Origin of the sequence: Mycobacterium sp. 360MFTsu5.1 (assembly GCF_000383495.1) — a bacterium.
Lineage (GTDB): Bacteria > Actinomycetota > Actinomycetes > Mycobacteriales > Mycobacteriaceae > Mycobacterium > Mycobacterium mucogenicum_B.
In genome coordinates, this window is the sequence record NZ_KB911469.1 from 275,502 (window position 1) to 298,133 (window position 22,632).

General features: G+C 66.9%; 25 protein-coding genes. 17 read left to right on the forward strand and 8 right to left on the reverse strand.

The window, feature by feature from the left end:
• Positions 1–2 precede the first annotated feature (2 nt).
• The 5 genes from ftsX to prfB are packed head-to-tail and all read right to left on the reverse strand — an operon-like array spanning position 3 to position 4,295.
• Positions 3–899 carry a permease-like cell division protein FtsX gene (gene ftsX, locus H289_RS0120470; protein ID WP_020102686.1) on the reverse strand — a complete coding sequence of 299 codons (897 nt, stop codon included), beginning with the start codon at positions 897–899 and terminating at the stop codon, positions 3–5.
• Complete coding sequence (gene ftsE / locus H289_RS0120475; protein WP_020102687.1) at positions 900–1,589, reverse strand: cell division ATP-binding protein FtsE; 690 nt, start codon at positions 1,587–1,589, stop codon at positions 900–902. It abuts the gene before it with no gap.
• 54 nt (positions 1,590–1,643) lie between these two features.
• Positions 1,644–2,189, reverse strand: a complete 546-nt coding sequence (locus tag H289_RS0120480) for an Rv3103c family proline-rich protein (RefSeq protein WP_020102688.1) — start codon at positions 2,187–2,189, stop codon at positions 1,644–1,646.
• A complete protein-coding gene (locus H289_RS0120485; RefSeq protein WP_020102689.1) occupies positions 2,189–3,187 on the reverse strand; it encodes a mechanosensitive ion channel family protein in 999 nt (332 codons plus the stop codon). Before H289_RS0120485 ends, H289_RS0120480 begins: the two co-directional genes overlap by 1 nt.
• Positions 3,180–4,295 (reverse strand): peptide chain release factor 2, encoded by a 1,116-nt coding sequence (gene prfB / locus H289_RS0120490; RefSeq protein WP_020102690.1) that lies wholly within the window; start codon positions 4,293–4,295, stop codon positions 3,180–3,182. Before prfB ends, H289_RS0120485 begins: the two co-directional genes overlap by 8 nt.
• A 150-nt stretch (positions 4,296–4,445) precedes the next feature.
• Here prfB and H289_RS0120495 point away from each other — a divergent pair, with 150 nt between their 5' ends.
• On the forward strand, positions 4,446–5,822 hold the full coding sequence (locus tag H289_RS0120495; RefSeq protein WP_029105505.1) for an FAD-dependent oxidoreductase: 1,377 nt from the start codon (positions 4,446–4,448) through the stop codon (positions 5,820–5,822).
• 37 nt (positions 5,823–5,859) lie between these two features.
• Here H289_RS0120495 and H289_RS0120500 read toward each other — a convergent pair whose 3' ends face one another.
• The gene (locus H289_RS0120500) at positions 5,860–6,216 is read right to left on the reverse strand and encodes a hypothetical protein (protein WP_155944190.1); all 357 of its coding nucleotides are present in this window, start codon (positions 6,214–6,216) and stop codon (positions 5,860–5,862) included.
• 219 nt (positions 6,217–6,435) lie between these two features.
• The gene (locus H289_RS0120505) at positions 6,436–6,732 is read right to left on the reverse strand and encodes a hypothetical protein (RefSeq protein WP_371824577.1); all 297 of its coding nucleotides are present in this window, start codon (positions 6,730–6,732) and stop codon (positions 6,436–6,438) included.
• A 44-nt stretch (positions 6,733–6,776) separates the two neighbouring features.
• On the opposite strand from H289_RS0120505, the gene hisN reads away from it, so the two are divergent.
• The 3 genes from hisN to H289_RS0120520 all read left to right on the forward strand — a co-directional run bounded on the left by hisN (position 6,777) and on the right by H289_RS0120520 (position 10,405).
• Complete coding sequence (gene hisN / locus H289_RS0120510; protein ID WP_051128545.1) at positions 6,777–7,586, forward strand: histidinol-phosphatase; 810 nt, start codon at positions 6,777–6,779, stop codon at positions 7,584–7,586.
• A gap of 156 nt (positions 7,587–7,742) precedes the next feature.
• Positions 7,743–9,149, forward strand: coding sequence for an acyl-CoA dehydrogenase family protein (locus H289_RS0120515; RefSeq protein WP_020102695.1), 1,407 nt, complete (start codon positions 7,743–7,745; stop codon positions 9,147–9,149).
• Between the two features lie 44 nt (positions 9,150–9,193).
• On the forward strand, positions 9,194–10,405 hold the full coding sequence (locus H289_RS0120520; protein WP_020102696.1) for an acyl-CoA dehydrogenase family protein: 1,212 nt from the start codon (positions 9,194–9,196) through the stop codon (positions 10,403–10,405).
• 70 nt (positions 10,406–10,475) lie between these two features.
• Here H289_RS0120520 and H289_RS0120525 read toward each other — a convergent pair whose 3' ends face one another.
• The gene (locus H289_RS0120525; RefSeq protein ID WP_020102697.1) at positions 10,476–11,465 is read right to left on the reverse strand and encodes an esterase family protein; all 990 of its coding nucleotides are present in this window, start codon (positions 11,463–11,465) and stop codon (positions 10,476–10,478) included.
• A gap of 288 nt (positions 11,466–11,753) precedes the next feature.
• Between H289_RS0120525 and H289_RS0120530 the strand changes: the two genes are divergently transcribed.
• From H289_RS0120530 to H289_RS0120590, 13 genes are all read left to right on the forward strand, one after another.
• Entirely contained in the window at positions 11,754–12,344 is a 591-nt protein-coding gene (locus tag H289_RS0120530; RefSeq protein WP_020102698.1) for a TetR/AcrR family transcriptional regulator, read from the forward strand.
• A 34-nt stretch (positions 12,345–12,378) separates the two neighbouring features.
• A complete protein-coding gene (locus tag H289_RS0120535) occupies positions 12,379–13,536 on the forward strand; it encodes an acyl-CoA dehydrogenase family protein (RefSeq protein ID WP_020102699.1) in 1,158 nt (385 codons plus the stop codon).
• 26 nt (positions 13,537–13,562) lie between these two features.
• On the forward strand, positions 13,563–13,949 hold the full coding sequence (locus H289_RS0120540) for a nitroreductase/quinone reductase family protein (protein WP_020102700.1): 387 nt from the start codon (positions 13,563–13,565) through the stop codon (positions 13,947–13,949).
• A gap of 87 nt (positions 13,950–14,036) precedes the next feature.
• Entirely contained in the window at positions 14,037–15,152 is a 1,116-nt protein-coding gene (locus H289_RS0120545) for a homogentisate 1,2-dioxygenase (protein ID WP_020102701.1), read from the forward strand.
• Positions 15,152–16,339: an alpha/beta hydrolase gene (locus H289_RS0120550; RefSeq protein ID WP_020102702.1), complete on the forward strand. Its 1,188-nt coding sequence runs from the start codon at positions 15,152–15,154 to the stop codon at positions 16,337–16,339. Before H289_RS0120545 ends, H289_RS0120550 begins: the two co-directional genes overlap by 1 nt.
• Positions 16,336–17,541: a CaiB/BaiF CoA transferase family protein gene (locus H289_RS0120555; RefSeq protein WP_020102703.1), complete on the forward strand. Its 1,206-nt coding sequence runs from the start codon at positions 16,336–16,338 to the stop codon at positions 17,539–17,541. Before H289_RS0120550 ends, H289_RS0120555 begins: the two co-directional genes overlap by 4 nt.
• Positions 17,538–18,443 (forward strand): hydroxymethylglutaryl-CoA lyase, encoded by a 906-nt coding sequence (locus tag H289_RS0120560; RefSeq protein WP_020102704.1) that lies wholly within the window; start codon positions 17,538–17,540, stop codon positions 18,441–18,443. The genes H289_RS0120555 and H289_RS0120560 overlap by 4 nt, the downstream gene beginning before the upstream one ends.
• A gap of 2 nt (positions 18,444–18,445) precedes the next feature.
• On the forward strand, positions 18,446–19,075 hold the full coding sequence (locus H289_RS0120565; RefSeq protein WP_020102705.1) for a TetR/AcrR family transcriptional regulator: 630 nt from the start codon (positions 18,446–18,448) through the stop codon (positions 19,073–19,075).
• 18 nt (positions 19,076–19,093) lie between these two features.
• On the forward strand, positions 19,094–20,332 hold the full coding sequence (locus H289_RS0120570) for an acyl-CoA dehydrogenase family protein (RefSeq protein WP_020102706.1): 1,239 nt from the start codon (positions 19,094–19,096) through the stop codon (positions 20,330–20,332).
• Positions 20,329–21,300, forward strand: a complete 972-nt coding sequence (locus H289_RS0120575) for a phosphotransferase family protein (protein ID WP_020102707.1) — start codon at positions 20,329–20,331, stop codon at positions 21,298–21,300. The genes H289_RS0120570 and H289_RS0120575 overlap by 4 nt, the downstream gene beginning before the upstream one ends.
• Positions 21,267–21,614 carry a DUF6285 domain-containing protein gene (locus H289_RS33740; RefSeq protein WP_036420930.1) on the forward strand — a complete coding sequence of 116 codons (348 nt, stop codon included), beginning with the start codon at positions 21,267–21,269 and terminating at the stop codon, positions 21,612–21,614. The genes H289_RS0120575 and H289_RS33740 overlap by 34 nt, the downstream gene beginning before the upstream one ends.
• A gap of 45 nt (positions 21,615–21,659) precedes the next feature.
• Positions 21,660–22,052 carry an Rv3143 family two-component system response regulator gene (locus H289_RS0120585; protein ID WP_020102709.1) on the forward strand — a complete coding sequence of 131 codons (393 nt, stop codon included), beginning with the start codon at positions 21,660–21,662 and terminating at the stop codon, positions 22,050–22,052.
• Between the two features lie 203 nt (positions 22,053–22,255).
• Entirely contained in the window at positions 22,256–22,630 is a 375-nt protein-coding gene (locus H289_RS0120590; RefSeq protein ID WP_020102710.1) for an NADH-quinone oxidoreductase subunit A, read from the forward strand.
• The last annotated feature ends 2 nt before the right edge of the window (positions 22,631–22,632 follow it).

Below are 22,632 nucleotides of genomic sequence, written 5' to 3' on the forward strand. Positions count from 1 at the left end.
CGCTACCGCCGGATGTACGCGCGTAGCGTGACGTATGCGGTGATGCCGGCCATGCCGAGCCCCAGCAACAACATCAGCGGCGCGCAATAGACGAGGACATCGGCGTAGTCGACCTTGGCGATCAAACCCGCTTGATAGAACTGGTTGAGCACGTCCTCGAGGAACATCGCCCGGACGATGATCAACCCGACGACGGCAAGCACCACACCAACCAGTGCCGCGAGCACCGCTTCGACGAAGAACGGCAATTGCGTGTACCAGCGCGTGGCGCCGACCAGCCTCATGATGCTGATCTCGGTGCTGCGGGTACGTGCGGCGATCAACACCGTGTTGGCGATCAACAGGGTCGCGGCGATTGCCTGAACGAGAGCCACGGCGAAGGCGGTGGCACTGATGCCGTCGAGAATGCCGAAGAGCCGGTCGACCAGTTCCTTCTGGTCGGTCACCTGACGCACACCGGGACGTCCGCGCAGCGCATCCTCAAATCCCTTGTGCTGCTCGGGATTGTCGAGCTTGACGACGAACGACGCCGGGAACGCCTTCTTGCTCGCATAGTCCTTGAACGCCGGAATCCGGCGGACGGCGTCGTCGTACGCCTGGTCCCGGTTCATGTACCGCACCGACTTGACGTCCTTGCGGTCGTCGATCAGCTTGCGCAGCGACTTGCACGGGTCGGCGTCACAGTTGGGGTCATTGGACGAGATGTCGTCGGTCAGGAAGACCTGGCTCTCCACGCGGTCCAGGTAGATCTGCTTGGACTGGTCGGCCAGGCGGACGATCAGCAGACCACCGCCGAACAAGCCGATGGAGATGGCGGTCGTCAGGATCATGGCGACCGTCATGGTGACGTTGCGACGAAATCCAGTCAGGACTTCATTGACGAGAAAGCCGAAGCGCACTTAGCGATCCATTCCGTAGACGCCGCTCTGCTCATCACGGATGAGGCGGCCGAGTTCGAGTTCGATGACGCGCTGACGCATCGAGTCGACGATGTGATGGTCGTGGGTGGCCATCACGACCGTCGTACCGGTGCGGTTGATCCGCTCCAGCAGGTCCATGATGTCGTTGCTCGTCTCGGGGTCCAAGTTGCCGGTGGGTTCGTCCGCCAGGAGCACCAGCGGCCGGTTGACGAAGGCCCGGGCGATCGCGACCCGCTGCTGTTCGCCACCGGACAACTCACCGGGCAGCCGGTTGGCCTTGCCCGACAAGCCCACCATCTCCAGCACATCGGGCACGATGCGGTTGATGGTGTCCGGGCGCTTGCCGATCACCTCGAGCGCGAACGCCACGTTCTCGAACACCGTCTTCTGCTGCAGCAGCCGGAAATCCTGGAACACGCAGCCGAGCACCTGGCGCAGGCTCGGGATGTGCCGGCTGGGCAGCTTGTTGACGTGGAACTTCGAGACGCGGATGTCACCCGAGGTCGGCACCTCGGCACCGAGCAGTAGACGCATGAACGTCGACTTCCCGGAACCGGACGGACCGATGAGAAAGACGAACTCACCCTTGTCAATCTTGAGCGACACATTGTCCAGGGCTGGGCGTGCCGAAGACTTGTAGTTCTTGCTCACGTGGTCGAGGGTGATCATCACGGCACGCCAGTGTAGTCGGACGCTGAGGTGTGACGGCTGAGGCTGATGCCGCTAGCTCGGCGCGGGTGCCGCGCCGGGCGAAATGATGGTGGTCGTGACCGGGCCATCGGCGGGCGCTGCGGCCGGGAGCGGGCCCGATGGCGGCGACGGTGCGGGGGCCGGAGTCGGTGCCGGCGCCATGCCGGGCAGCACCGGCAGCGTGATCGGCGGCAGGCCCGGCGCCGGAGTGATGACCGTCGTGGTGGGCGGCGCCGTCGTCGTGGTCGTGGTCGGCGTGCTGCTCGGCGTCGTGGTCGTGGTGGTCGTGGTCGTCGTCTCGGTGGTCTCCGTCTCCGTCGGCGTCGGCCGGTACGTCGACTTCGGGCGCACGTCGGTACGCGGCACCCAGGTGTACTCGGGGTTGGGCACGAAACCCGGCGGCACCACCGCGGGCTGCGGTGGCGGCGGAGGTGGCGGGGGCGCGTAGGTCTGGTGCAGCCAGTACGCCACGAAGAAGGCCACGATCAGGCCGACCGTGGACGTTCGGAACCGCCCCAGGATGTAGGTCGGCCAGGTACGGTCGGCGCGTTTGACCGCGATCCGGGACAGCGCGTTCATCACTGCTCGTCCCCCGGCCCCTGGGTCTTGTCCTCCGCGCCGCCGACCGTGGCGGGATGCACCATGGCCTCCACTTCAGGCTCGTGGTCGGCAGGACTCTCGATGCCGGCCCGCCCGAACGCGGAGACGACCATCACGCGCAGTCGCCGGCCGACCTCGAACTGCTTGCCGGGCAGCGTCCGCGCCACCATGCGCAGGTTCACGGTGTCCAGCTCGATGCTCTCCACACCCATCAACTGGGGCTTGTCGAGCAGCAGTGTACGCAGCTGGCGGTCCTCCATCGCGCGTTCGCACACCCGGCCCAGCACGTCGTTGACCTTGCCCAGGTCCGCCGTCGTGGGCACCGGGATGTCCACCACCGCGCGTGCCCAGTCCTTCGACAGGTTGACGGTCTTGGCGATCTGGCCGTTCGGGATCGTGTACACCTCGCCGTCGCTGGAGCGCAGCTTGGTGACGCGCAGCGTGACGTCCTCGACGGTGCCCTCGGCCGGCACGGTGATGCCGGTGACGGTGAGCGCCACCAGGTCACCGAAGCCGTACTGCTTCTCGGTGATGATGAAGAACCCGGCCAGCAGGTCCTGCACGATGCGCTGCGCGCCGAAACCCAGCGCGGCGCCCAGCACGGCGGCGGGCGCGACCAGTGAACCGATGGGTATGCCGAGGATTCCGATGACGTCGACCAGCACGATGACCGACACCAGCGCGATCGTCACCCACGAGATCACCGAGGCGACGGCCTGCCGGTGTTTGGTGGTCTCCGACCGGACCAGCGCGTCGCTCTCCTGAAAACGCTCATCGATGCGGGCGGTGATCCGGTGCGTCAGCCAGCCGACGAACCGCGCGATGAGCATCGCCGCGATGACGAGCATGACGATGCGCAGCCCGCGGGTGATGATCCACTCGCCGATCGAGCCTCGCCAGAAGTCATGCCACTGTTGAGCCCACCAACCGAGCGATTGCGGTTGGCTCGCGACAAAGTCAGAGAAAAAGTTAGTCATCTTCTTTTCGGTTGCGCCAGCGGATCCCGGCTTCGAGGAAGCCGTCGATGTCGCCGTCGAGCACGGCGGCCGGGTTGCCAACCTCGAACTCGGTGCGCAGGTCTTTGACCATCTGGTAGGGGTGCAGCACGTACGAGCGCATCTGATTGCCCCAGGAGCTGCCGCCGTCGCCCTTGAGCGCATCCATCTCGGCGCGCTCTTCCTGGCGCTTGCGTTCCAGCAGCTTGGCGCTGAGCACTCGCATCGCGGAAACCTTGTTCTGCAGCTGCGATTTCTCGTTCTGACAGGTCACGACGATGCCCGTCGGGATGTGCGTCAGCCGGACCGCCGAGTCGGTGGTGTTCACAGACTGACCGCCCGGGCCGCTGGACCGGTAGACGTCGACCCGGACATCGCCTTCGGGGATGTCGATGGAGTCGGCGGTCTCGACGACCGGCAGCACCTCGACGTCGGCGAACGACGTCTGGCGCCGACTCTGGTTGTCGAAGGGGCTGATTCGCACAAGCCGGTGCGTGCCCTGTTCGACCGACAGCGTGCCGTACGCGAAAGGCGTGTGCACCGCGAACGTCGCGCTCTTGATGCCCGCCTCCTCTGCGTACGACGTGTCGAAAACCTCGACCGGATACCCGTGCTTCTCGGCCCAGCGGATGTACATGCGCATCAACATCTCGGCCCAGTCGGCAGCGTCGACGCCACCGGCGCCGGAGCGGATGGTGACGACAGCTTCCCGCTCGTCGTATTCCCCCGACAGGAGCGTTCGAACCTCGAGCGCCTCGATGTCCTCACGCAGCTTGGCCAATTCGGCGTCGGCGTCGGCGATGGCGTCGGACTTGGCCGCGCCCTCTTCTTCCTCGGCCAGCTCGTAGAGCACGGGCAGGTCCTCGACCCGTCCACGCAGCTCCTCGACCCGGCGCAGCTCACCCTGTGCGTGCGACAGGCTGCTGGTCACTTTCTGGGCGTTGGCCTGGTCGTCCCACAGCTTGGGGTCGGATGCCTCGTCTTCGAGTTTGGCGATTCGCGCGCGCAGACCTTCGACGTCGAGCACCCGCTCCACAGTCGTCAGAGTGCTGTCGAGGGCGGCAATGTCGGCTTGACGGTCGAGGTCCACAAAGGATGAGGGTACCGACCAGTGAGACGGACTTTCACATTGCAAGCCCTGATCGCTTAGACCGGTTTAGCATCGCCCTGTAGGCCCGCTCGGCCGCGTCGCGACAGCCCCTTGCGCGCACTGAGCAGAACAAGAAGGCAAACCATACATATGCGCCCTTACCATGTGGCGGTTGTCGGATCCGGCCCGTCAGGGTTTTTCGCTGCCGCGTCACTGTTGAAATTCGCCGATGCCAAGGCCGCAACCGATGATCCGGTCGACCTGCGCATCGACATGCTCGAGATGCTGCCCACCCCCTGGGGTCTGGTGCGCTCCGGCGTGGCTCCGGATCATCCGAAGATCAAGACGGTGACGGCGCAGTTCGACAAGATCGCCGACGACCCCCGGTTCCGCTTCTTCGGCAACGTCACCGTCGGTGAGCACGTGCAGGCCACCGAGCTCTCGGAGCGGTACGACGCGGTCATCTACGCCATCGGCGCTCAGTCCGACCGGCCGCTCGGGATCCCGGGTGAGGAGCTGGAAGGCAGCGTGGCGGCCGTCGACTTCGTCGGCTGGTACAACGCGCATCCGCATTTCGCGGCCATGAACCCCGATGTCACGAAGGACCGGGCCGTGGTCGTCGGCAACGGCAACGTGGCGCTGGACGTGGCCCGCATCCTCGTCAGCGATCCCGCCGAGCTGGCGGCCACCGACATCGCCGACCACGCGCTGACGGCCCTCGGCGCCCGCGGCGTCCGCGAGGTCGTGATCATCGGCCGCCGTGGCCCGCTGCAGGCCCCGTTCACGACGCTGGAACTGCGCGAGCTCGGTGACCTGGCGGCCATGGCCGACGTCGACGTGATCGTCGACCCCGCCGATGTCGACGGCATCACCGACGCGGACCTGGAAGCGGCCGGCAAGACCGTGCGGCAGAACATCAAGATTCTGCGCAGCTACGCCGAACGCGGGGCCCTCGGGCGCGAGCGCCGCATCGTGTTCAAGTTCCAGACGTCGCCGATCGAGATCAAGGGCACCGATCGCGTCGAGTCAATCGTGTTGGGCCACAACGAGTTGGTCGACGACGGCGGCCGGATCGTCGCCAAGGACAGTGGTCATCGCGATGAACTGCCGGCCCAGCTGGTGGTGCGTGCCGTCGGTTACCGCGGCGTCCCGACCGCGGGCCTGCCGTTCGACGAGCGCGCCGCGACCATCCCGCACACCGAGGGCCGGGTCGAGGGCAGACGCAACGAGTACGTCGTCGGCTGGATCAAGCGCGGGCCGTCGGGCGTGATCGGCAGCAACAAGAAGGACTCGCAGGACACCGTCAACACCCTGATCGAGGACATCTGCGGCGCCGAGCTGGCCGACTTCGGCCCCACCCACACCGAGGACCTGGCGGCGTGGTTCCTGTCCCGGCAGCCCGCGTTGGTCACCAATGACCACTGGCGCCTGATCGACGCGCACGAGCGGTCAACCGGCGAGGGCCAGAACCGCCCGCGGGTGAAGCTGACAGATGTGGCCCACATGCTGCGGGTGGCGCACGGCTGACCCGCCGCGCGCCTTCCGCGCCGCCGCCCCGGGCCGGCTAGTGGCCGGGCCGCAGGATGCCCTGCACCGCGAATGTCGTCAGGTTGCCACCTGAATTGAGCAGGGACGACGTGACCGTCGACCCCGACAGCACGCCCGAGCTCAGCGACCCCACGCCGGCCTGCAGTCCGCCGGTGTTGATCGCGGCGATGCCCTCGAGTCCCCCGATGTTGTGGGTGGTGAAGTGCTGGGCAAAACCGACCTCGTTGGTCAGCGCGCCACCCAACCCGTCAAGCGGCCCGCCATCGGCCGATGCCAGGCCGGCCGGCGCGAGGAGCATCAATCCGCCCGCCGCCAGGCCCACCCCGATCATCCTGATGGCTCCACCGCTCGACGACATCTGAGTTTTGGCCATGTGCGTTTTGGTCCCCTTCTTTCGCAAAGACTGTGTCCGACGGTCGAATCCGAGCGCTGCGCGCCGACGGCTTAGCAAGCTCGATGCGATAGCTGGCTATTCGCACAGGAGATCTATTAGCACAGGACAATAGCCAAAATGTCCCGATCGCCGGAAATTTCGGAGGGTGCTGAGCAAACGCCGGAATCGGGGTGGGTGAACGGCCGACAGGCCGCGCGACTACGCCTGCGGAGCGTGCGGCGCGAAGTTCCAGTTGTCGGGATTCTTGGGTGAGTAGACGACGGGCACCAACTGGCCCACCGCGGGCCACTCGGCCACATCGATGGCGATCCGGCCGTACACCTCGTGCTCATTGACACTGGGGCCGTTGATGACCCCGGCGACGGTGACGAACTGCTCCCCCGTGGCATCGGGGCGGGGACTGACGCCGGTGATCAACAACGTCCCGCTCTCCCCGCTCCGCGTCCGCCGCAGCCATGGGGCGGCCAGCAGTACGAGCGCTCCGAGCAAGACAATGAGCACGACGAATTCCCACACGTACTCATGGTAGGACTGCACTCATGAGTGCCACCCAAGCAAGTAGCGCAGCGGATTGCGCGTCCCGCCGAGACGACGTCACTTTGGCCTTGGCCCTGGCCGATCAGGCCGATGCCGTGACGCTGGACCGCTTCGGCGCGCTGGATCTGCGCATCGAGACCAAGCCGGATTTGACCCCGGTGACCGATGCCGACCAGTCCGTGGAACAGGTGCTGCGCGAGACGCTGTCTGCGGCCCGGCCGGGCGATGCGCTACTGGGCGAAGAGTACGGGGGCACAGCGGTTTTCGCGGGCCGGCAGTGGGTCATCGATCCGATCGACGGCACCAAGAACTTCGTCCGCGGCGTGCCGGTGTGGGCGACGTTGATCGCCCTGCTCGAGGACGGCGTGCCGGTCGTCGGTGTGGTCAGTGCCCCGGCCCTCGGACGCCGGTGGTGGGCCGGCACCGGCGAAGGTGCGTTCAGTTCCTTCGGCGGGCAGACGAGGCCCATCTCGGTGTCCGGCGTCGACGCACTGGACGCGGCGAGCCTGTCCTACTCGGATCTGACCACCGGCTGGGAGGACCGGCGCGACGCGTTCGTCGCACTGACCGACGCCGTGTGGCGGGTGCGGGCGTACGGCGACTTCTGGTCGTACTGCCTCCTGGCCGAAGGCGCGGTCGACATCGCCGTCGAGCCGGAGGTCAAGCTCTGGGATCTGGCCGCGCTGGACGTCGTCATCCGGGAGGCCGGCGGGTCGTTCACCAACCTGGCCGGCGAACCCGGGCCGCACGGCGGCAGCGCGGTCGCGACCAACGGCTTGCTGCACGAAAAAGTGCTCGCCGCCCTCTCCTGATTCTGGAATCCGTGCCCGAAAACCCGCGTTCAGCGCGGGTTTTCGTACATTGGCCGCCGGGTCCTCAAATGTGAAGTTGATAACACGAGCGTCGTACCTTACTCCGGAGTAAGATACGGTCATAGCGCACTGCCCCAACGACGCGAGGCTGTCGAAATGACCAACACCCTTCCTCAGAACGGCACAAAAGCCGGCTCCACCCAGCGCCCCGTGCGCAAGGGCCCGGAGAGCGCCATCGGACTCCAGCGACACAAGCGGACAGCGACCGACATCGGTCTGGCGCTGATCACACCTTTTGTCGGCCAGGAGTTCCTGGACAAGTACAACCTGCGGGATCCCATGAACCGCGGCCTGAAGTACGGCATCAAGACGGCGTTCTCCACCGCCGGCGCCGCGGGCCGGACGTTCAAGCGCATTCCCGGGATCAACGGCGCCCCGACCCGCCTGAAGCCGGGCGGCTCGGACTACTTCGACCTGAACCCGGACGAAGACCAGCAGATGATCGTCGAGACCGTCCGCGAGTTCTCCGAGGAGATCCTGCGACCGGCCGCGCATGACGCCGACGCCGCCGCGACCTACCCGGCCGACCTGATCGCCAAGTCCGCCGAACTCGGCATCACGGCCATCAACGTGCCCGAGGAGTTCGACGGCATCGCCGCCTCCCAGAACACCGTCACCACGGCACTGGTCGCCGAGGCCCTCGCGTACGGCGACATGGGTCTGGCCCTGCCGATCCTGGCGCCCGGCGGCGTGGCGTCGGCCCTGACCCGTTGGGGCAGCGCCGGTCAGCAGGCCACGTACCTCCCGTCGTTCGCCGGCGAGAACGTGCCGCAGGCCTGTGTCGCGATCGCCGAACCGCACGCGCTGTTCGACCCGACCGCGCTGCGCACCACCGCGGTCCGCACCCCCAGCGGTTACCGCCTCAACGGCGTCAAGTCGCTGGTCCCGGCCGCCGCCGACGCCGAGCTGTTCATCATCGGCGCGCAGCTCGACGGCAAGCCGGCGCTGTTCATCGTCGAGTCCAACTCCGAAGGCCTCTCGATCACGGCCGACCCGAGCATGGGTATCCGCGCCGCGGCCCTGGGCAAGATCGAGCTGAACAACGTCGCAGTCCCGCTGGCCAACCGCCTCGGCGAGGACGAAGCGACCGACAACGACTACTCCGAAGCCATCGCGCTATCCCGATTGGGTTGGGCCGCACTGGCAGTCGGCACCTCGCACGCGGTGCTCGACTACGTCGTGCCCTACGTCAAGGAGCGCGAGGCGTTCGGTGAGCCGATCGCCAACCGCCAGGCGGTGGCGTTCATGTGCGCCAACATCGCCATCGAACTGGACGGCCTGCGCCTGATCGTCTGGCGCGGTGCGTCGCGCGCCGAGCAGGGCATGACCTTCCTGCGGGAAGGCGCGCTGGCCAAGCGGTTCGCCGCCGACAAGGGCATGCAGATCGGCCTCGACGGCGTGCAGCTGCTCGGTGGCCACGGCTACACCAAGGAACACCCGGTTGAGCGCTGGTACCGCGATCTGCGGGCACTCGGTGTCGCCGAGGGTGTTGTCGTCCTGTAGTCGCCCAACCGCCGAACTCTTCCCACTCACCCGAAAGACCAATCATGGCAATCAATTTGGAACTGCCCCGCAAGCTGAAGGCTGTTGCGGAAAAGGGACACCAGGGCGCCGCCGAGATGCTCCGCCCGATCTCCCGTAAGTACGACCTCGCCGAGCACGCCTACCCGTCGGAGCTCGACACCCTGGCCAGCCTGTTCGAAGGCGTACAGGAGTCGAACACCGTCTCGGTGGCCGGTGCCGGCTTCTCGGCGAACGAGTCCAAGAGCAAGCACGCAAACGTCAACGGCGCCAACATGTCTGCGCTGCTGAACGCGCTCGAGGTCAGCTGGGGCGACGTCGCCCTTTTGCTGACCGTGCCCTACCAGGGTCTGGGCAACGCCGCCATCTCCGCGGTCGCCACCAAGGAACAGCTGTCCAAGTGGGGCAAGGTGTGGGCCGCCATGGCCATCACCGAGCCGAGCTTTGGCTCGGACTCCGCGGCGGTCACCACCACCGCCGTGCTCGACGGTGACGAGTACGTCATCAACGGCGAGAAGATCTTCGTCACCGCCGGTTCGCGCGCCACCCACATCGTGGTGTGGGCGACGGTCGACAAGTCGCTCGGCCGGGCCGCCATCAAGTCGTTCGTCGTGCCGCGCGAGCACCCCGGCGTCATCGTCGAGCGCCTGGAGCACAAGCTGGGCATCAAGGCCTCCGACACCGCGGTCATCCGCTTCGACAACTGCCGGGTCCCGAAGGATTACCTCCTCGGTGATCCGGAGGTCAAGGTGGACAAGGGCTTTGGCGGGGTCATGGAGACCTTCGACAACACCCGCCCGATGGTGGCCGCCATGGCGATCGGCGTGGGCCGTGCCGCCCTGGAGGAGTTGCGGGCGATCCTGACCGACGCGGGCATCGAGATCTCGTACGACAAGCCGGCCCACGCCCAGAGCGCACCGGCTGCCGAGTTCCTGCGCATGGAATCCGACTGGGAGGCTGCGTACCTGCTGTCGCTGCGCGCCGCCTGGCAGGCCGACAACAAGATCCCGAACTCGAAGGAAGCGTCCATGAGCAAGGCCAAGGCCGGGCGCATGGGCACAGACGTCACCCTCAAGGCCGTCGAATTGGCCGGTACCACAGGCTATTCCGAGCAGACTCTGCTGGAGAAGTGGGCCCGCGACTCGAAGATTCTCGACATCTTCGAGGGCACGCAGCAGATTCAGCAGCTCGTCGTGGCGCGACGCCTGCTGGGCCTGTCGTCGGCACAGCTCAAGTGACCGTGCTCCGGTAGCACCGTGACAAACAAAAGGCCCCGGGATTGCTCCCGGGGCCTTTTGCTGTCGTGGTTTACGAGGACGGGTTCGCGCCCAGCACACGCTGCAGGTCAGGCTTCATGGCCTGCAGCTGCTGGCCCCAGTAGCCCCAGTCGTGGGTGCCGCTGTCGGGGAAGTTGAACACGCCGTTGTTGCCGCCCGCGGCCAGGTAGTTGTCCTGGAAGGTGCGGTTGGTGCGGATGGTCAGGCCCTCGAGGAACTTGGCCGGCACGTTGTCACCACCGAGCTCGCTGGGGTTGCCGTTACCGCAGTAGACCCACAGGCGGGTGTTGTTGGCGACGAGCCGCGGGATGTTGACCATCGGGTCGTTGCGCTGCCAGGCGTTGTTCGGGTCGCCCGTCGAGCCCCACATGTCGTCGGCCTTGTAGCCGCCGGCGTCACCCATCGAGACGTTGATCAGGAACGGCCACCAGCCCTCGGACGGGTTCAGGAAGCCCGACATCGAACCGGCGTAGATGAACTGCTCGGGGTGCCAGATCGCCAGGGTCATGGACGACGAGCCCGCCATCGAGAGGCCGACGGCGGCGCTACCGGTCGGCTTGACCGAGCGGTTGGCCTGCAGCCACTGCGGCAGCTCCGAGGTCAGGAACGTCTCCCACTTGTAGGTGGAGCAGCCCGCCTTGCCGCACGCCGGCTTGTACCAGTCGGTGTAGAAGCTGGACTGGCCGCCGACCGGCATGACGATCGACAGACCGGAGTTGAGGTACCACTCGAAGGCGGCGGTATTGATGTCCCAGCCGTTGTAGTCGTCCTGGGCACGCAGGCCGTCGAGCAGGTACACCGCGGGCGACCCGTTACCACCGCTCTGGAACTGGACCTTGATGTCGCGTCCCATGGCAGGTGACGGGACCTGGAGGTATTCGACCGGCAGGCCGGGGCGCGAGAACGCGCCTGCGGTCGCTGTCTGGCCGGCAAGTCCGATGAGGCCGGGGAGCAGGGCGGCGGCGGAAACGGCGCCAGCGATCCTGCGTGCCCAACGGCCGCGAATCTTGTCAACGAACATTCACAATCCCATTTCAGTGTCGGGTACCGGGTAAAGTGCCCACTCCACGCGATCGGATGGCGTTGGTGGCACGGCCGCAATCTCCGCAGCCGCGTGCGGTGGCTCAGCCTGGTACGGGAACTGAACACACCGAATGATTCAGTTGTCTGTGGGCAGTAAAACACGCACCGGACACGCCGAGGAACCCCCGAATCGCGCTTGAGACCAGGTTGTTGCGGACTTCGTATCGTTCAGCTATCACCCGGCGGCACTGCGGGGTGCCGTTCATCCGGCCGTAGGCTGCCGGTTGTGACGAGTGATCGGGACGACGTCGACGACCTGCCGGACACCCGGCCCGGCAGCCGGTTGGGTATCGACGACTGGCGCGCGGCCGGCTACGCGATCCTGGCGGAAGAAGGCCTGAAGGCGCTGAAGATCGATCGATTGTGCGCTCGGTTGAACGTCACGAAAGGCAGCTTCTACTGGCATTTCGCCAACATCGCCGCCTACCGCTCGGCCCTCATTCAGGGCTGGGGCGAGCTCCGCGACGCCGACCGCAGCCAGATCGAGGAAATCGGAGCCCTGCCGCCGCGGGACCGCCTGATCCAGATGATGAACTCGCTGGTCAGCCCCCGGCACTGGACCCTGGAACGGGCCATGCGGGAGTGGGCGCGGTCGGATGAGGCCGTCGCCGACAGTGTGCGCGCCGCGGACCGGCGCATTCTCGCCGCGGTCCGGCGCGCGTTCGAGGATTACGGCTTCGACGCCGACGAGGCGGAGCTGCGGGCCGACGCCACCTTCGCTGTCGGCATCGGGTTCTTGCACCTCTCCGGCGACTCCCCGCATCCGCGGCTGGCCGCCCGCAGCGAACGATTCCTCGACCTGATGCTTGCCACCTGACCTCCATACCAAAAGGTATGGTACGGTCCGGCTCATGTTGAGTACGCAGGCCGGCATCACTGATGGGTTCGTAACCGCGCTCGGCGAACGCGCCGCCGAGGCCGAAAAACTCCGACGCCTTCCCGACGACACCGTGAGCGACCTGATCGCGTCCGGATTCACCGAGCTTCTGGTCCCCGCACGTTTCGGCGGGCAGGAGGCGCCGTTCCCCGACATCCTCGATCCGGTGCGCCGCCTCGCCCACGGCTGCACCTCGAGCGCCTGGACCATCGGATTCCTGGCGCTGCACAACTGGATGCTGGCGCTGTTCGGCGCGCAGGCCCAGCAGGAGGCGTTCGACAGCCGCCCCTTCCTGGCGCCGGCACCGCTGGCCCCGACCGGCAGGGGGCTGCCGGTCGACGGCGGCATCCAGTTGTCCGGGCGCTGGTCCTGGGCCACCGGGGTGATGCACGGCAACTGGATCATCGTCGCCGCGCTCTGTGGGCCGGATGACGGTATCTACCCCGCCCTCGCACTCCTGCCGATCGATGCCGTCACCGTCGTGGACGTCTGGCACACCGACGGGATGCGGGCCACCGGATCCAACGACGTCCTCGCCACAGACGTCTTCGTGCCCGAGCACCGACTGGTCAAGGTGACCGACATCTACGCCGGCACCGCCCCCGGCGCCGGACTGCACGACAGCGCCACCTACCGCTGGCCGATGGTGCCGGCGCTGGCGCTGCTCGCCGCCATGCCCGCCCTGGGCAGCGCCGAACGCGTCGCCGAGAACTACGCGCAACGGTTGGCCGAGCGGGTGCTGCCGTACGAGGGCGTTATGCAGAAGGACAAGCCGATTGCCCAGGCGCACTTGGCCGGAGCGCAGGTGCGGTTGCGGTCACTGCGCGCGCTGCTCGCCGACACCGTCGGCGAGATCGAGGAGATCGTCGCCGCCGGCGACGCCGTCGAGAAGCCCGTGCGGGCGCAGGCCCGGCTGGCGGCCGCCCACATCGTCGCCGAATCACGGGCGGTGATCGGCGACCTCATGGGCGCCGGCGGAGCGAGCATCCATTTCCTGTCCAGCCCGATGCAGCGCTTCAAGCGCGACGTCGACGTGTTGGCCGGACACGTCGTCTTCGATTACGACACCAGCCGGGAGCTGGCCGGCGCACTCACACTCGGGATGAAGATCCCGCGGACGTCGATGATCTGATGAACACGAGGGTGTGAAATAGCCAGATGCCAAACCCACAGCCCGCTTTCACCAACTTCTTCCAGAAGCGGATCGCCAATCCCGTCATGCGGCGGTTGCCGTTTCAGACGCTGCTCGAGACCACCGGGCGCAAGTCCGGCGAACCCCGTCGCACCCCACTGGGCGGCAAGATCGTCGACGGGCAATTCTGGTTCGTCTCGGAATTCGGTGAGCAGTCCCAGTACATCCGCAACATCCAGGCCGATCCCCGGGTTCGGGTGCGGTTGCGTGGCAGGTGGCACAGCGGGACTGCGCACCTGGTGCCCGACGATGACGCGGCCGCGCGACTTCGCGAATTGCCGCAGTTCAACAGCTTCGGGGTACGCACATTCGGCACCAACCTGCTGACCGTGCGCGTCGACCTGGACGGTTAGGCCGCGCCAATCTCCGTCGGGTCATTGACATCCGTCCATAAGTGAAACTAACGTCACTTTTAGTTCCAGCCACATACAGGAGCAAGCATGGAATCGTTCGTCCACCTGCGCAAAGGCAAGACTCCCAAGCGAGTTCACGCCGACCTCGACGGGCTCAAGGACGACGAACTCGGGCGCGGCGGCTTCGTCGGCCGCACCGCAAACATGTACCGGCGCAACGATCCGACCGCGTACCGCACCGTCGGCCCGCTGCGCCCCACCGACGTGCTGTCCTCCGAGCTGAAGCCCTCGGATGCGACCGACGCGGCGGGCACTCCCCTGCTCCTGTTCTCCAACGCCGACTGTCAGGTGCTGCTGAGCCGGCGGAGCACGGAGATGCCGTTCTTCGTCCGCTACGTCGACGGCGACGTACTTCTGTTCGTGCACAAAGGTTCCGGGCTCCTGGAGACCGAATTCGGCCCGCTGCAATACCGCGAGGGCGACTGGGTCTACATCCCGAAGGCGTGCACGTTCCGGCAGGTGCCGGCTGACGAGTCGACGTGGCTCATGATCCAGGCCACCGATGACTTCCGGGTGCCCCCCGCCGGGACGCTGGGACGGCACTTCCCGTTCGACCCGGCGCAGGTCACCATCCCCGAGCCCGAGCCGCTTGAAACTGGCGACGGCCCGCAAAAAGACGGAGAGTACGAGGTGCGTCTCTACCACTCCCCGATCGACGGGGTCGGGACCACCTCTCTCATCTACCAACACAATCCGCTCGATGTGGAGGGCTGGCGGGGTGACAACTTCCCGTTCACCTTCAACATCGAGGACTACACCGTCATCACGTCCGAGAGCGTGCATCTGCCACCGACGGTGCACCTGTTCATGCAGGCGACCGGCGTCTACGTGATGAACTTCCTGCCCAAGCCGGCCGAGAGCGTCCCAGGGACCGAGCGCACCCCCTGGTACCACCGCAACGTCGACTACGACGAGATCGCGTTCTTCCACTCCGGCTCGCTGTACGGCATCCCGATGCCGCCGGGCCTGATTTCCCATGCGCCCCAAGGTGTTCACCACGGCGCACCGGAAGCGGCGCGGGAGCGCGCCCGCCGCAAGTTCGACCAATACGACCGCGTCGACTGGTCGGTGATCGCCATCGACACGCGCCGACGTCTCACACCATCCGCCGAAATCCTCGCCAATGATCTGGGGCAGCACTGATGACCGTTGAAGCACCCGTCAAGCACGACTACGAGCGCATCCCGTATCTGGTTGCGTACCAGAACAACTCGGCGGTCCGTGATGTGTACGGCGGCGTGGCGGAGCTGGTGGTGCTGGAAAGCTACCTGCTGAAGCCGAAAGCCAAGCCCAGTGACACCGTGCTGGTGTTCATGCATCCCATCGGGGGCGGTGCCTACCTGCCGATGATCAACGCCCTCGCCCGCGCCGGCCACCATGTCATCTACTGCAACAGCCGCTTCCGCGGCACCGACTCGGCGTTGCTGATGGAGAAGGTGGTCGAGGATCTCGGCGAGTGCATCAAGGACGCCAAGAACCGGCTGGGCTACGAGAAGGTCGTCCTCGCCGGGTGGAGTGGCGGTGGCTCACTGTCGGTGTTCTACCAGCAGCAGGCGCAACACCCGACGGTGACGGCCAGTCCGTCCGGGGACGGGCCCGACCTGACCAAACTGGGCCTGATCCCGGCGGACGGTCTCATGCTGCTGGCCGCCCACATCAGTCGCCACGGCACCATGACCGAGTGGATGGACGCCTCGATCCTCGACGAGAACGACCCGTCGAAGCGCGATCCGGAACTTGATCTCTACAACCCGGAAAACCCCAATCAACCGCCGTACTCCCCCGAGTTCCTGCGCCGGTACCACGAGGCACAGGTTGCCCGGAACCGGCGAATCACCAAGTGGGTCAAGGAAAAGCTCGCCGAGCTCAAGGCCGCGGGACGTCCCGATGACGAGTTCGCGTTCGTCGTCCACGGCACCATGGCCGACCCGCGCTGGCTCGACCCGACGGTCGATCCCAACGAACGCACCCCGGGACAGTGCTATCTGGGGGATCCTCGAGTGGTGAACATGAGCCCCGTCGGCCTGGCCCGATTCTGTACCTTGCGCAGCTGGCTGTCGCAGTGGAGTTACGACGACGCCAACGGTGACGCCGTGAAGGCGGGTCCGGACATCGCGGTGCCGACACTGGTGATCGGCAACCTCGCCGACGACGCCTGCACGCCCAGCCACACGCGGCGGCTGTTCGAGGCAATCGGGCATCCGGACAAAGAGATGCACGAGATCCCCGGCGCCAACCACTACTACTCCGGACCGGATCAGCGCGGCACCCTGGGGCAGGCCGTCGGCATCTGCACGGACTGGCTGCACCAGCGAGGCTTTTCCGCATGAGCACCACAGGGGCACTCGACGGCATCCGGGTGCTCGAACTCGGCACCCTGATCTCCGGGCCGTTCGCCGGCCGGCTGCTGGGCGACATGGGCGCCGAGGTCCTCAAGATCGAATTGCCGTCCGCCCCCGATCCGCTGCGCACCTGGGGCCAGGCCGAACTCGACGGACACCGGTTCTTCTGGACGGTCCACGCACGCAACAAGAAGGCAGTGACACTGGACCTGCGCACCGAGCAGGGCCGGGAACTTTTCCTCGACCTCGTCGAGCAGTCCGATGTGATCGTGGAGAACTTCCGGCCGGGCACCCTCGAGAAATGGAACCTGGGTTACGACGTTCTGCGCGAACATAATCGGGGCATCATCCTGGTCCGGGTGTCGGGCTACGGCCAGACGGGCCCGGACGCCGGGAAGGCCGGCTACGCATCGGTGGCCGAGGCGGCAAGCGGGCTGCGGCACATGAACGGTTTCCCCGGCGGTCCCCCGCCGCGACTCGCGTTGTCACTGGGCGACAGCCTGGCGGGCATGTTCGCCGCGCAGGGCGCGCTCGCCGCGCTGTACCGGCGCAGCGTCACGGGTGAGGGGCAGGTCGTGGATACGGCACTCACCGAAAGTTGTTTGGCCATCCAGGAATCCACCATTCCGGACTACGACGTCGGCGGCGTGGTGCGCGGACCGTCGGGTACCCGGCTCGAAGGTATCGCACCGTCGAACATCTACCAGAGCGCGAACGGCAGCTGGGTGGTGATCGCGGCCAACCAGGACACGGTGTTCCGTCGGCTCTGTCAGGCCATGGACCGGCCCGAGCTGGCGACGGACGAGCGATTCGCCGACCATCTGGCGCGGGGCCGCAACCAGGACGAACTCGACAAGATCATCGGCGACTGGGCAGCGCAGCGTGAGCCCCACGACATCATCGCCACGCTGTCGGAGGCCGGCGTGATCAGCGGGCCCATCAACACCGTCGCCGAGGTGGTGAATGACCCACAACTGCTGGCGCGCAACATGATCGCCGACCACTGGGACGAACGCGTGCAACGCAACGTGAAGGGCCCCGGCGTCGTCCCGGTGCTCTCGGACACGCCCGGCACCATCCGCAACGGTGGCTCGGCGCGGCCAGGTCAGGACAACGAGGAGGTGTTCGGCCGGCTCCTCGGTCTCGATGCCGAGCAGTTGGCGGCGCTGCGCGAGGAGGGTGTGTTGTGACCGACCTGCCGGCCCACGTCACCGTCCGCGAGGTCTGCCTGCGCGACGGCCTGCAACTCGAAGACCCGATTCCGTTGTCCGCCAAGCTGGAACTGCTCGCGGCCATCGTGGCCACCGGCGTGCGCGAGGTCGAGGCGACCGCGTTCGTCTCGCCGTCCAAGGTGCCCGCACTGGCCGATGCCGCCGAATTGGCCGCGGCGCTGGGGGCATTTCCCGATGTCGAGTTCTCCGCGCTCGTGGCGGGGGCCGGCGGCGCCGGTCGTGCGCTCGCGGCGGGCATGCGGTCGCTGGAATACGTGGTGTCCGCCGCGGACGGACACAGCCAGGCGAACGTCGGGCGCTCGACGGCCGAGTCCACGGCCCTGATCTCCGACATCGTCGGCTTGGCCCACGACAGCGGTGCCAGCGCCGAGGTCATCATCGCCACGGCCTGGGACTGCCCCTTCGACGGACCGACCGACCCGGGCCGGGTAGTCGAGATCGCCGCGGCAGCAAGTGAATACGGCGCGGATCGAGTCGCCATCGCCGACACCATCGGCACCACCACCCCGCGGCGCGTCAGCGACCTGATCAGCCGCGTCCGCCCGGTCATCGGAGACCTGCCGCTCGGCGCGCATTTCCACAACACACGCGGCTCCGGCCTGGCCAGCGCCTACGCCGCCGTGCAGGCCGGTGTGACGCGGCTCGACGCATCGGTGGGTGGCCTGGGTGGCTGCCCGTTCGCACCCGGCGCGACCGGCAACATCGCGACCGAAGACCTGGTCTATCTGTTGCGGGACAGCGACATCGACACCGGCATCGACCTGGACCTGGCGATCGACGCGGCCATGGTGGCGCAGCGCGTCGTCGGCCACGAGCTGCCCAGCGCCCTGCTGCGCGCCGGCGACCGGCTGCTGGGCTGAGCATGCCGGCCGAGACGCTGACCGCCAAGGGCCGACAGACCCGCGAGGCCATCGAACTGGCGGCACGGAAGCTGTTCGCCGAGCGGGGCTTTCATGGCACCACACTGGCGGACATCACGTCGGCGGCCGGCAAGTCGTCGGCGGTGTTCTACCGCTACTTCGACGACAAGGAAGACCTCCTCGCCGGCCTGGCCGAGTCGTTCCTGCACGACATCGTCACCCCTTCGGGGATGGGCGTGCCGCTGCCCGAGTCCCCCGAGGACACCGAGTACTTCACCACCGTGGTGACGGGGTACTGGAACCTTTTCAAGCAGAACATCGGCATCATGATCGCGGTCGCCCAACTGGGCGCCACGCAGCCGCGATTCGCCAAGGTGCAGAACGAGTTCCGTCGCTTCGGAATGGACCTGGTCGCCGACTCGGTCCGCCACGCCCAGGAACAGGGGTATGCCCAGGGCATCCATCCGGGGCAACGCCTCGACCCCGAACACATCGCCGCGGCGATTTCGCTGCTGTTCGAGAACTTCACCGTCGTGGTGGTCGGCAGCCCGGGCTCCGGGCTGCAGATCAGCGACGAGGACGCCATCACGACCCTGTCGACCATCTGGAAGAAAACCCTGTACGGCTTCTGACCGAAGAAAGAGATCAACGTGGATTTCGCTCTACCGGAACACCTTCCGGGCCTGCTGGCCGACATGGACGCCTTCATCGAGGCGGAGATCAAACCGCTGGAACAGGAGAACCTGCAGTACTTCGACCGGCGCCGGGAGTTCGCCCGTACGGACCTCGAGAACGGCGGGGTGCCCACGAGGGAATGGGAGGATCTGCTCGACGAGATGCGCCGCCGCGCCGACGCGGCCGGCTGGCTGCGGTACGGCCTGCCGAGCGCGTTCGGTGGCCGTGACGGCACCAATCTGGACATGGCCGTCATCCGGGAACACCTGGCGCACAAGGGCCTCGGCCTGCACAACGACCTGCAGGACGAGTCGTCGATCGTCGGCAACTTCCCCCAGGTCATCATGATGAGCCGGTTCGGCACCCCCGCGCAGCAAGCCGAATGGGTCGAGGCCATGATCACCGGTGAGCGGTCAATGGCGTTCGGGCTCACCGAACCCGACCACGGCAGCGACGCCACCTGGCTGGAGACCACCGCGGTCCGGGACGGTGACGGGTGGATCATCAACGGCCGCAAGCGCTGGAACACCGGCGTGCACCGCGCCACCCACGACTTGATCTTCGCCCGCACGTCGGGGGATCCCGGGCAAGCGGTCGGCATCACCGCGTTCCTGGTCCCCACCGACACCCCGGGATTCACCGTGCCGTACTACTGGTGGACGTTCAACATGCCGAGCGATCACGGCGAGGTGGAACTGAAAGATGTTCGGGTGCCGGACGATGCGGTGCTCGGCGAGGTGGACCATGGCTTGGAGGTCGGCCAGACGTTCCTGCACGAGAACCGCATCCGTCAGGCCGCCAGCAGTCTGGGCGCCGCGCAGTACTGCATCGACCGGGCCGCGCAGTACGCCGGCGAGCGCGTGGTGTTCGGTAAACCCCTGGCGGTGAACCAGGCCGTGCAGTGGCCGCTGGCCGAGCTGCAGACCGAGGCGCAGATGGTCCGGCTGCTGGTGTATTACGCCGCGTGGCACCTCGATCGCGATCACCACATGGAGGTCTCCGACAAGGTCTCGATGGCCAACTACCGCGCCAACAGACTGGTATGTGAGGCTGCCGACCGCGCCATGCAGATTCACGGCGGCATCGGCTACAGCCGGCACGAGCCGTTCGAGCACATCTACCGGCACCATCGCCGCTACCGGATCACCGAAGGGGCGGAAGAGATTCAGATTCGCCGGGTGGCGCAGCGGATGCTGAAGTTCGGGCGCAAGTGATCGACGCTCCGGAATTGGCCCGAGCCCTCGCCGCGACGCTCGAACCCGGGCTCGGCGATGTCAGCGTCGAGAACCTGCGGGAGCTGACCGGCGGCGCCAGCCGTGCGACATGGGCTTTCGACGCGCGCACCGCCACCGGGGCCCGCGCGTTGATCCTGCGGGTCGGACCGCCCGACGAAATCCACGCCGGCATGGAACTCGAGGCCGCCGCACTGTCCCGGGCGGCGGCCGCGGGCGCGCCGGTTCCCCGCGTGCTGGCAGCGAGCAACTCGCCTGAGGCCCTGGGTAATCCGTTCCTGGTGTGCGACTTCGTGCCCGGCGAGACCATCGTCCGCAAGATCCAGCGAGCACTCGATGACGATGGCCGGGCCACCCTTCTCGGGCAGTGCGCCGAAGCACTGGCGGCCATCCACCGCGCCGACCCCACCGGTGTCGGGCTGTCGCGCGAGGACCAACTGAGTTCATGGCGACGCGAGCTCGATGAGATCGGCGACACCACAGCCACTTTCGAGTGGGCCTTCCGCTGGTTGGCGCGCAACCAGCCGTCGGACGCCGGCGATGCGGTGCTGGTTCACGGCGACTTCCGGATGGGCAACCTCATCGTCGACGGCAACCGGCTGGCGGCGGTGCTGGATTGGGAGCTCACCCACCTGGGCTCGCGTGCCGAGGACCTGGCCTGGTTCTGCATTCGGGCCTGGCGCTTCGGGGCGCCGCGAGCGCTGGACGCCGGCGGCCTGGGCAGTATCGAGGACTTCCTGACCGCCTACGAGGGTGCCAGCGGAATCACTCTGGACCGCAGAACCTTTCACTGGTGGCTGGTGTCCGCCACCTTGCGCTGGGGCATCATCTGCCGGTACCAGGCGGAACGTCACCTGTCCGGACAGGCCAGGTCGGTCGAGTTGGCCACCATCGGCCGGCGGGTGTGCGAAACCGAATGGGACCTGCTCGACCTCTTGGAGGACCGGTGAGCCACTACCGCCCCAGTGCCGCGGAACTGGTCACCGCGGTGGCCGAGTTCCTGGAGACCGAGGTACGCGCGGCCACCGATGGCGCGGTGAACTTCCATGCCCGCGTCGCCGCGAACGCGCTGCGGATCGTCGAACGGGAACTGGCGCAGCACGGAGCGGAACCCGGGCTGCTGGGATTCGACGACGAGCAGGCCCTGGCGCGTGCGATACGCGACGGGGATTTCGACGACCGTGGTCCGGAACTCGAGCCCGTGCTGCGGGCACTCGTGCGGCATCGGCTGGACGTTGCCCACCCGGGTTATGCGGACGAGTAACCGAACCCGACCTACCTGATCACCGGACTGTCGTAGCCTGAGCACGTGGCCGACTCCGCGCTCAAGATCCTGGTGTACAGCGACAACCCGAACACCCGTGACCAGGTGCGCACGGCGCTGGGACGGCGCATCCACCCGGACCTGCCCGACCTGACGTATCTCGACGTGGCGACGGCACCCGTCGTGGTGAGTTCCGTCGACGCCGGCGGCATCGACTTGGCGATCCTCGACGGCGAGGCCACGCCCGCCGGTGGGATGGGGCTCGCCAAGCAGCTCAAGGACGAGGTCGCGAACTGCCCGCCGATCGTGGTGCTCACGGGCCGTGCGGATGACGCCTGGCTGGCGTCCTGGTCACGCGCGGAGGCCTCGGTGCCCCACCCGATCGACCCGATCCGGCTCGGTGAGGCCGTGGTGGCGGTGCTGTCTCCCCAGCGGTGAAACCGTGCGTTAACCAGCACGAAATGGCCTGTGGCCGTTCACTCTTCGCGCCGGCGGCGGTGTGTCGTTAATAGCGTAGGCAACGTCAGGAACTGATCATGATCCTAGCCAAAATGCGGCGGCCGTTCCGTTAACCGAGCTAAGCTGTGGGCCAGCTCACATCGACAGCTCGACGAGGGAGCCTCACAGGGCATGACGAACGCATGAACGTCTACATCCCCATCCTGGTACTCGGCGCGATCGCCGCGGCGTTCGCGGTGGGTTCGGTCGGAATTGCGCTGGTCATCGGGCCGCGCCGGTACAACCGGGCCAAGCTCGAGGCCTACGAGTGCGGCATCGAACCGATGGCGCCCGGCTCCGCGGGCCATGAGACCACCGGGCAGCGGTTCCCGGTGAAGTACTACCTGACCGCGATGCTGTTCATCGTCTTCGACATCGAGATCGTCTTCCTGTATCCGTGGGCCGTTTCCTTCGAATCACTCGGGGTATTCGCGGTGGTGGAGATGTTGCTGTTCATGCTGACGGTGTTCGTCGCCTACGCATACATCTGGCGCCGCGGCGGACTGAGCTGGGACTGAGG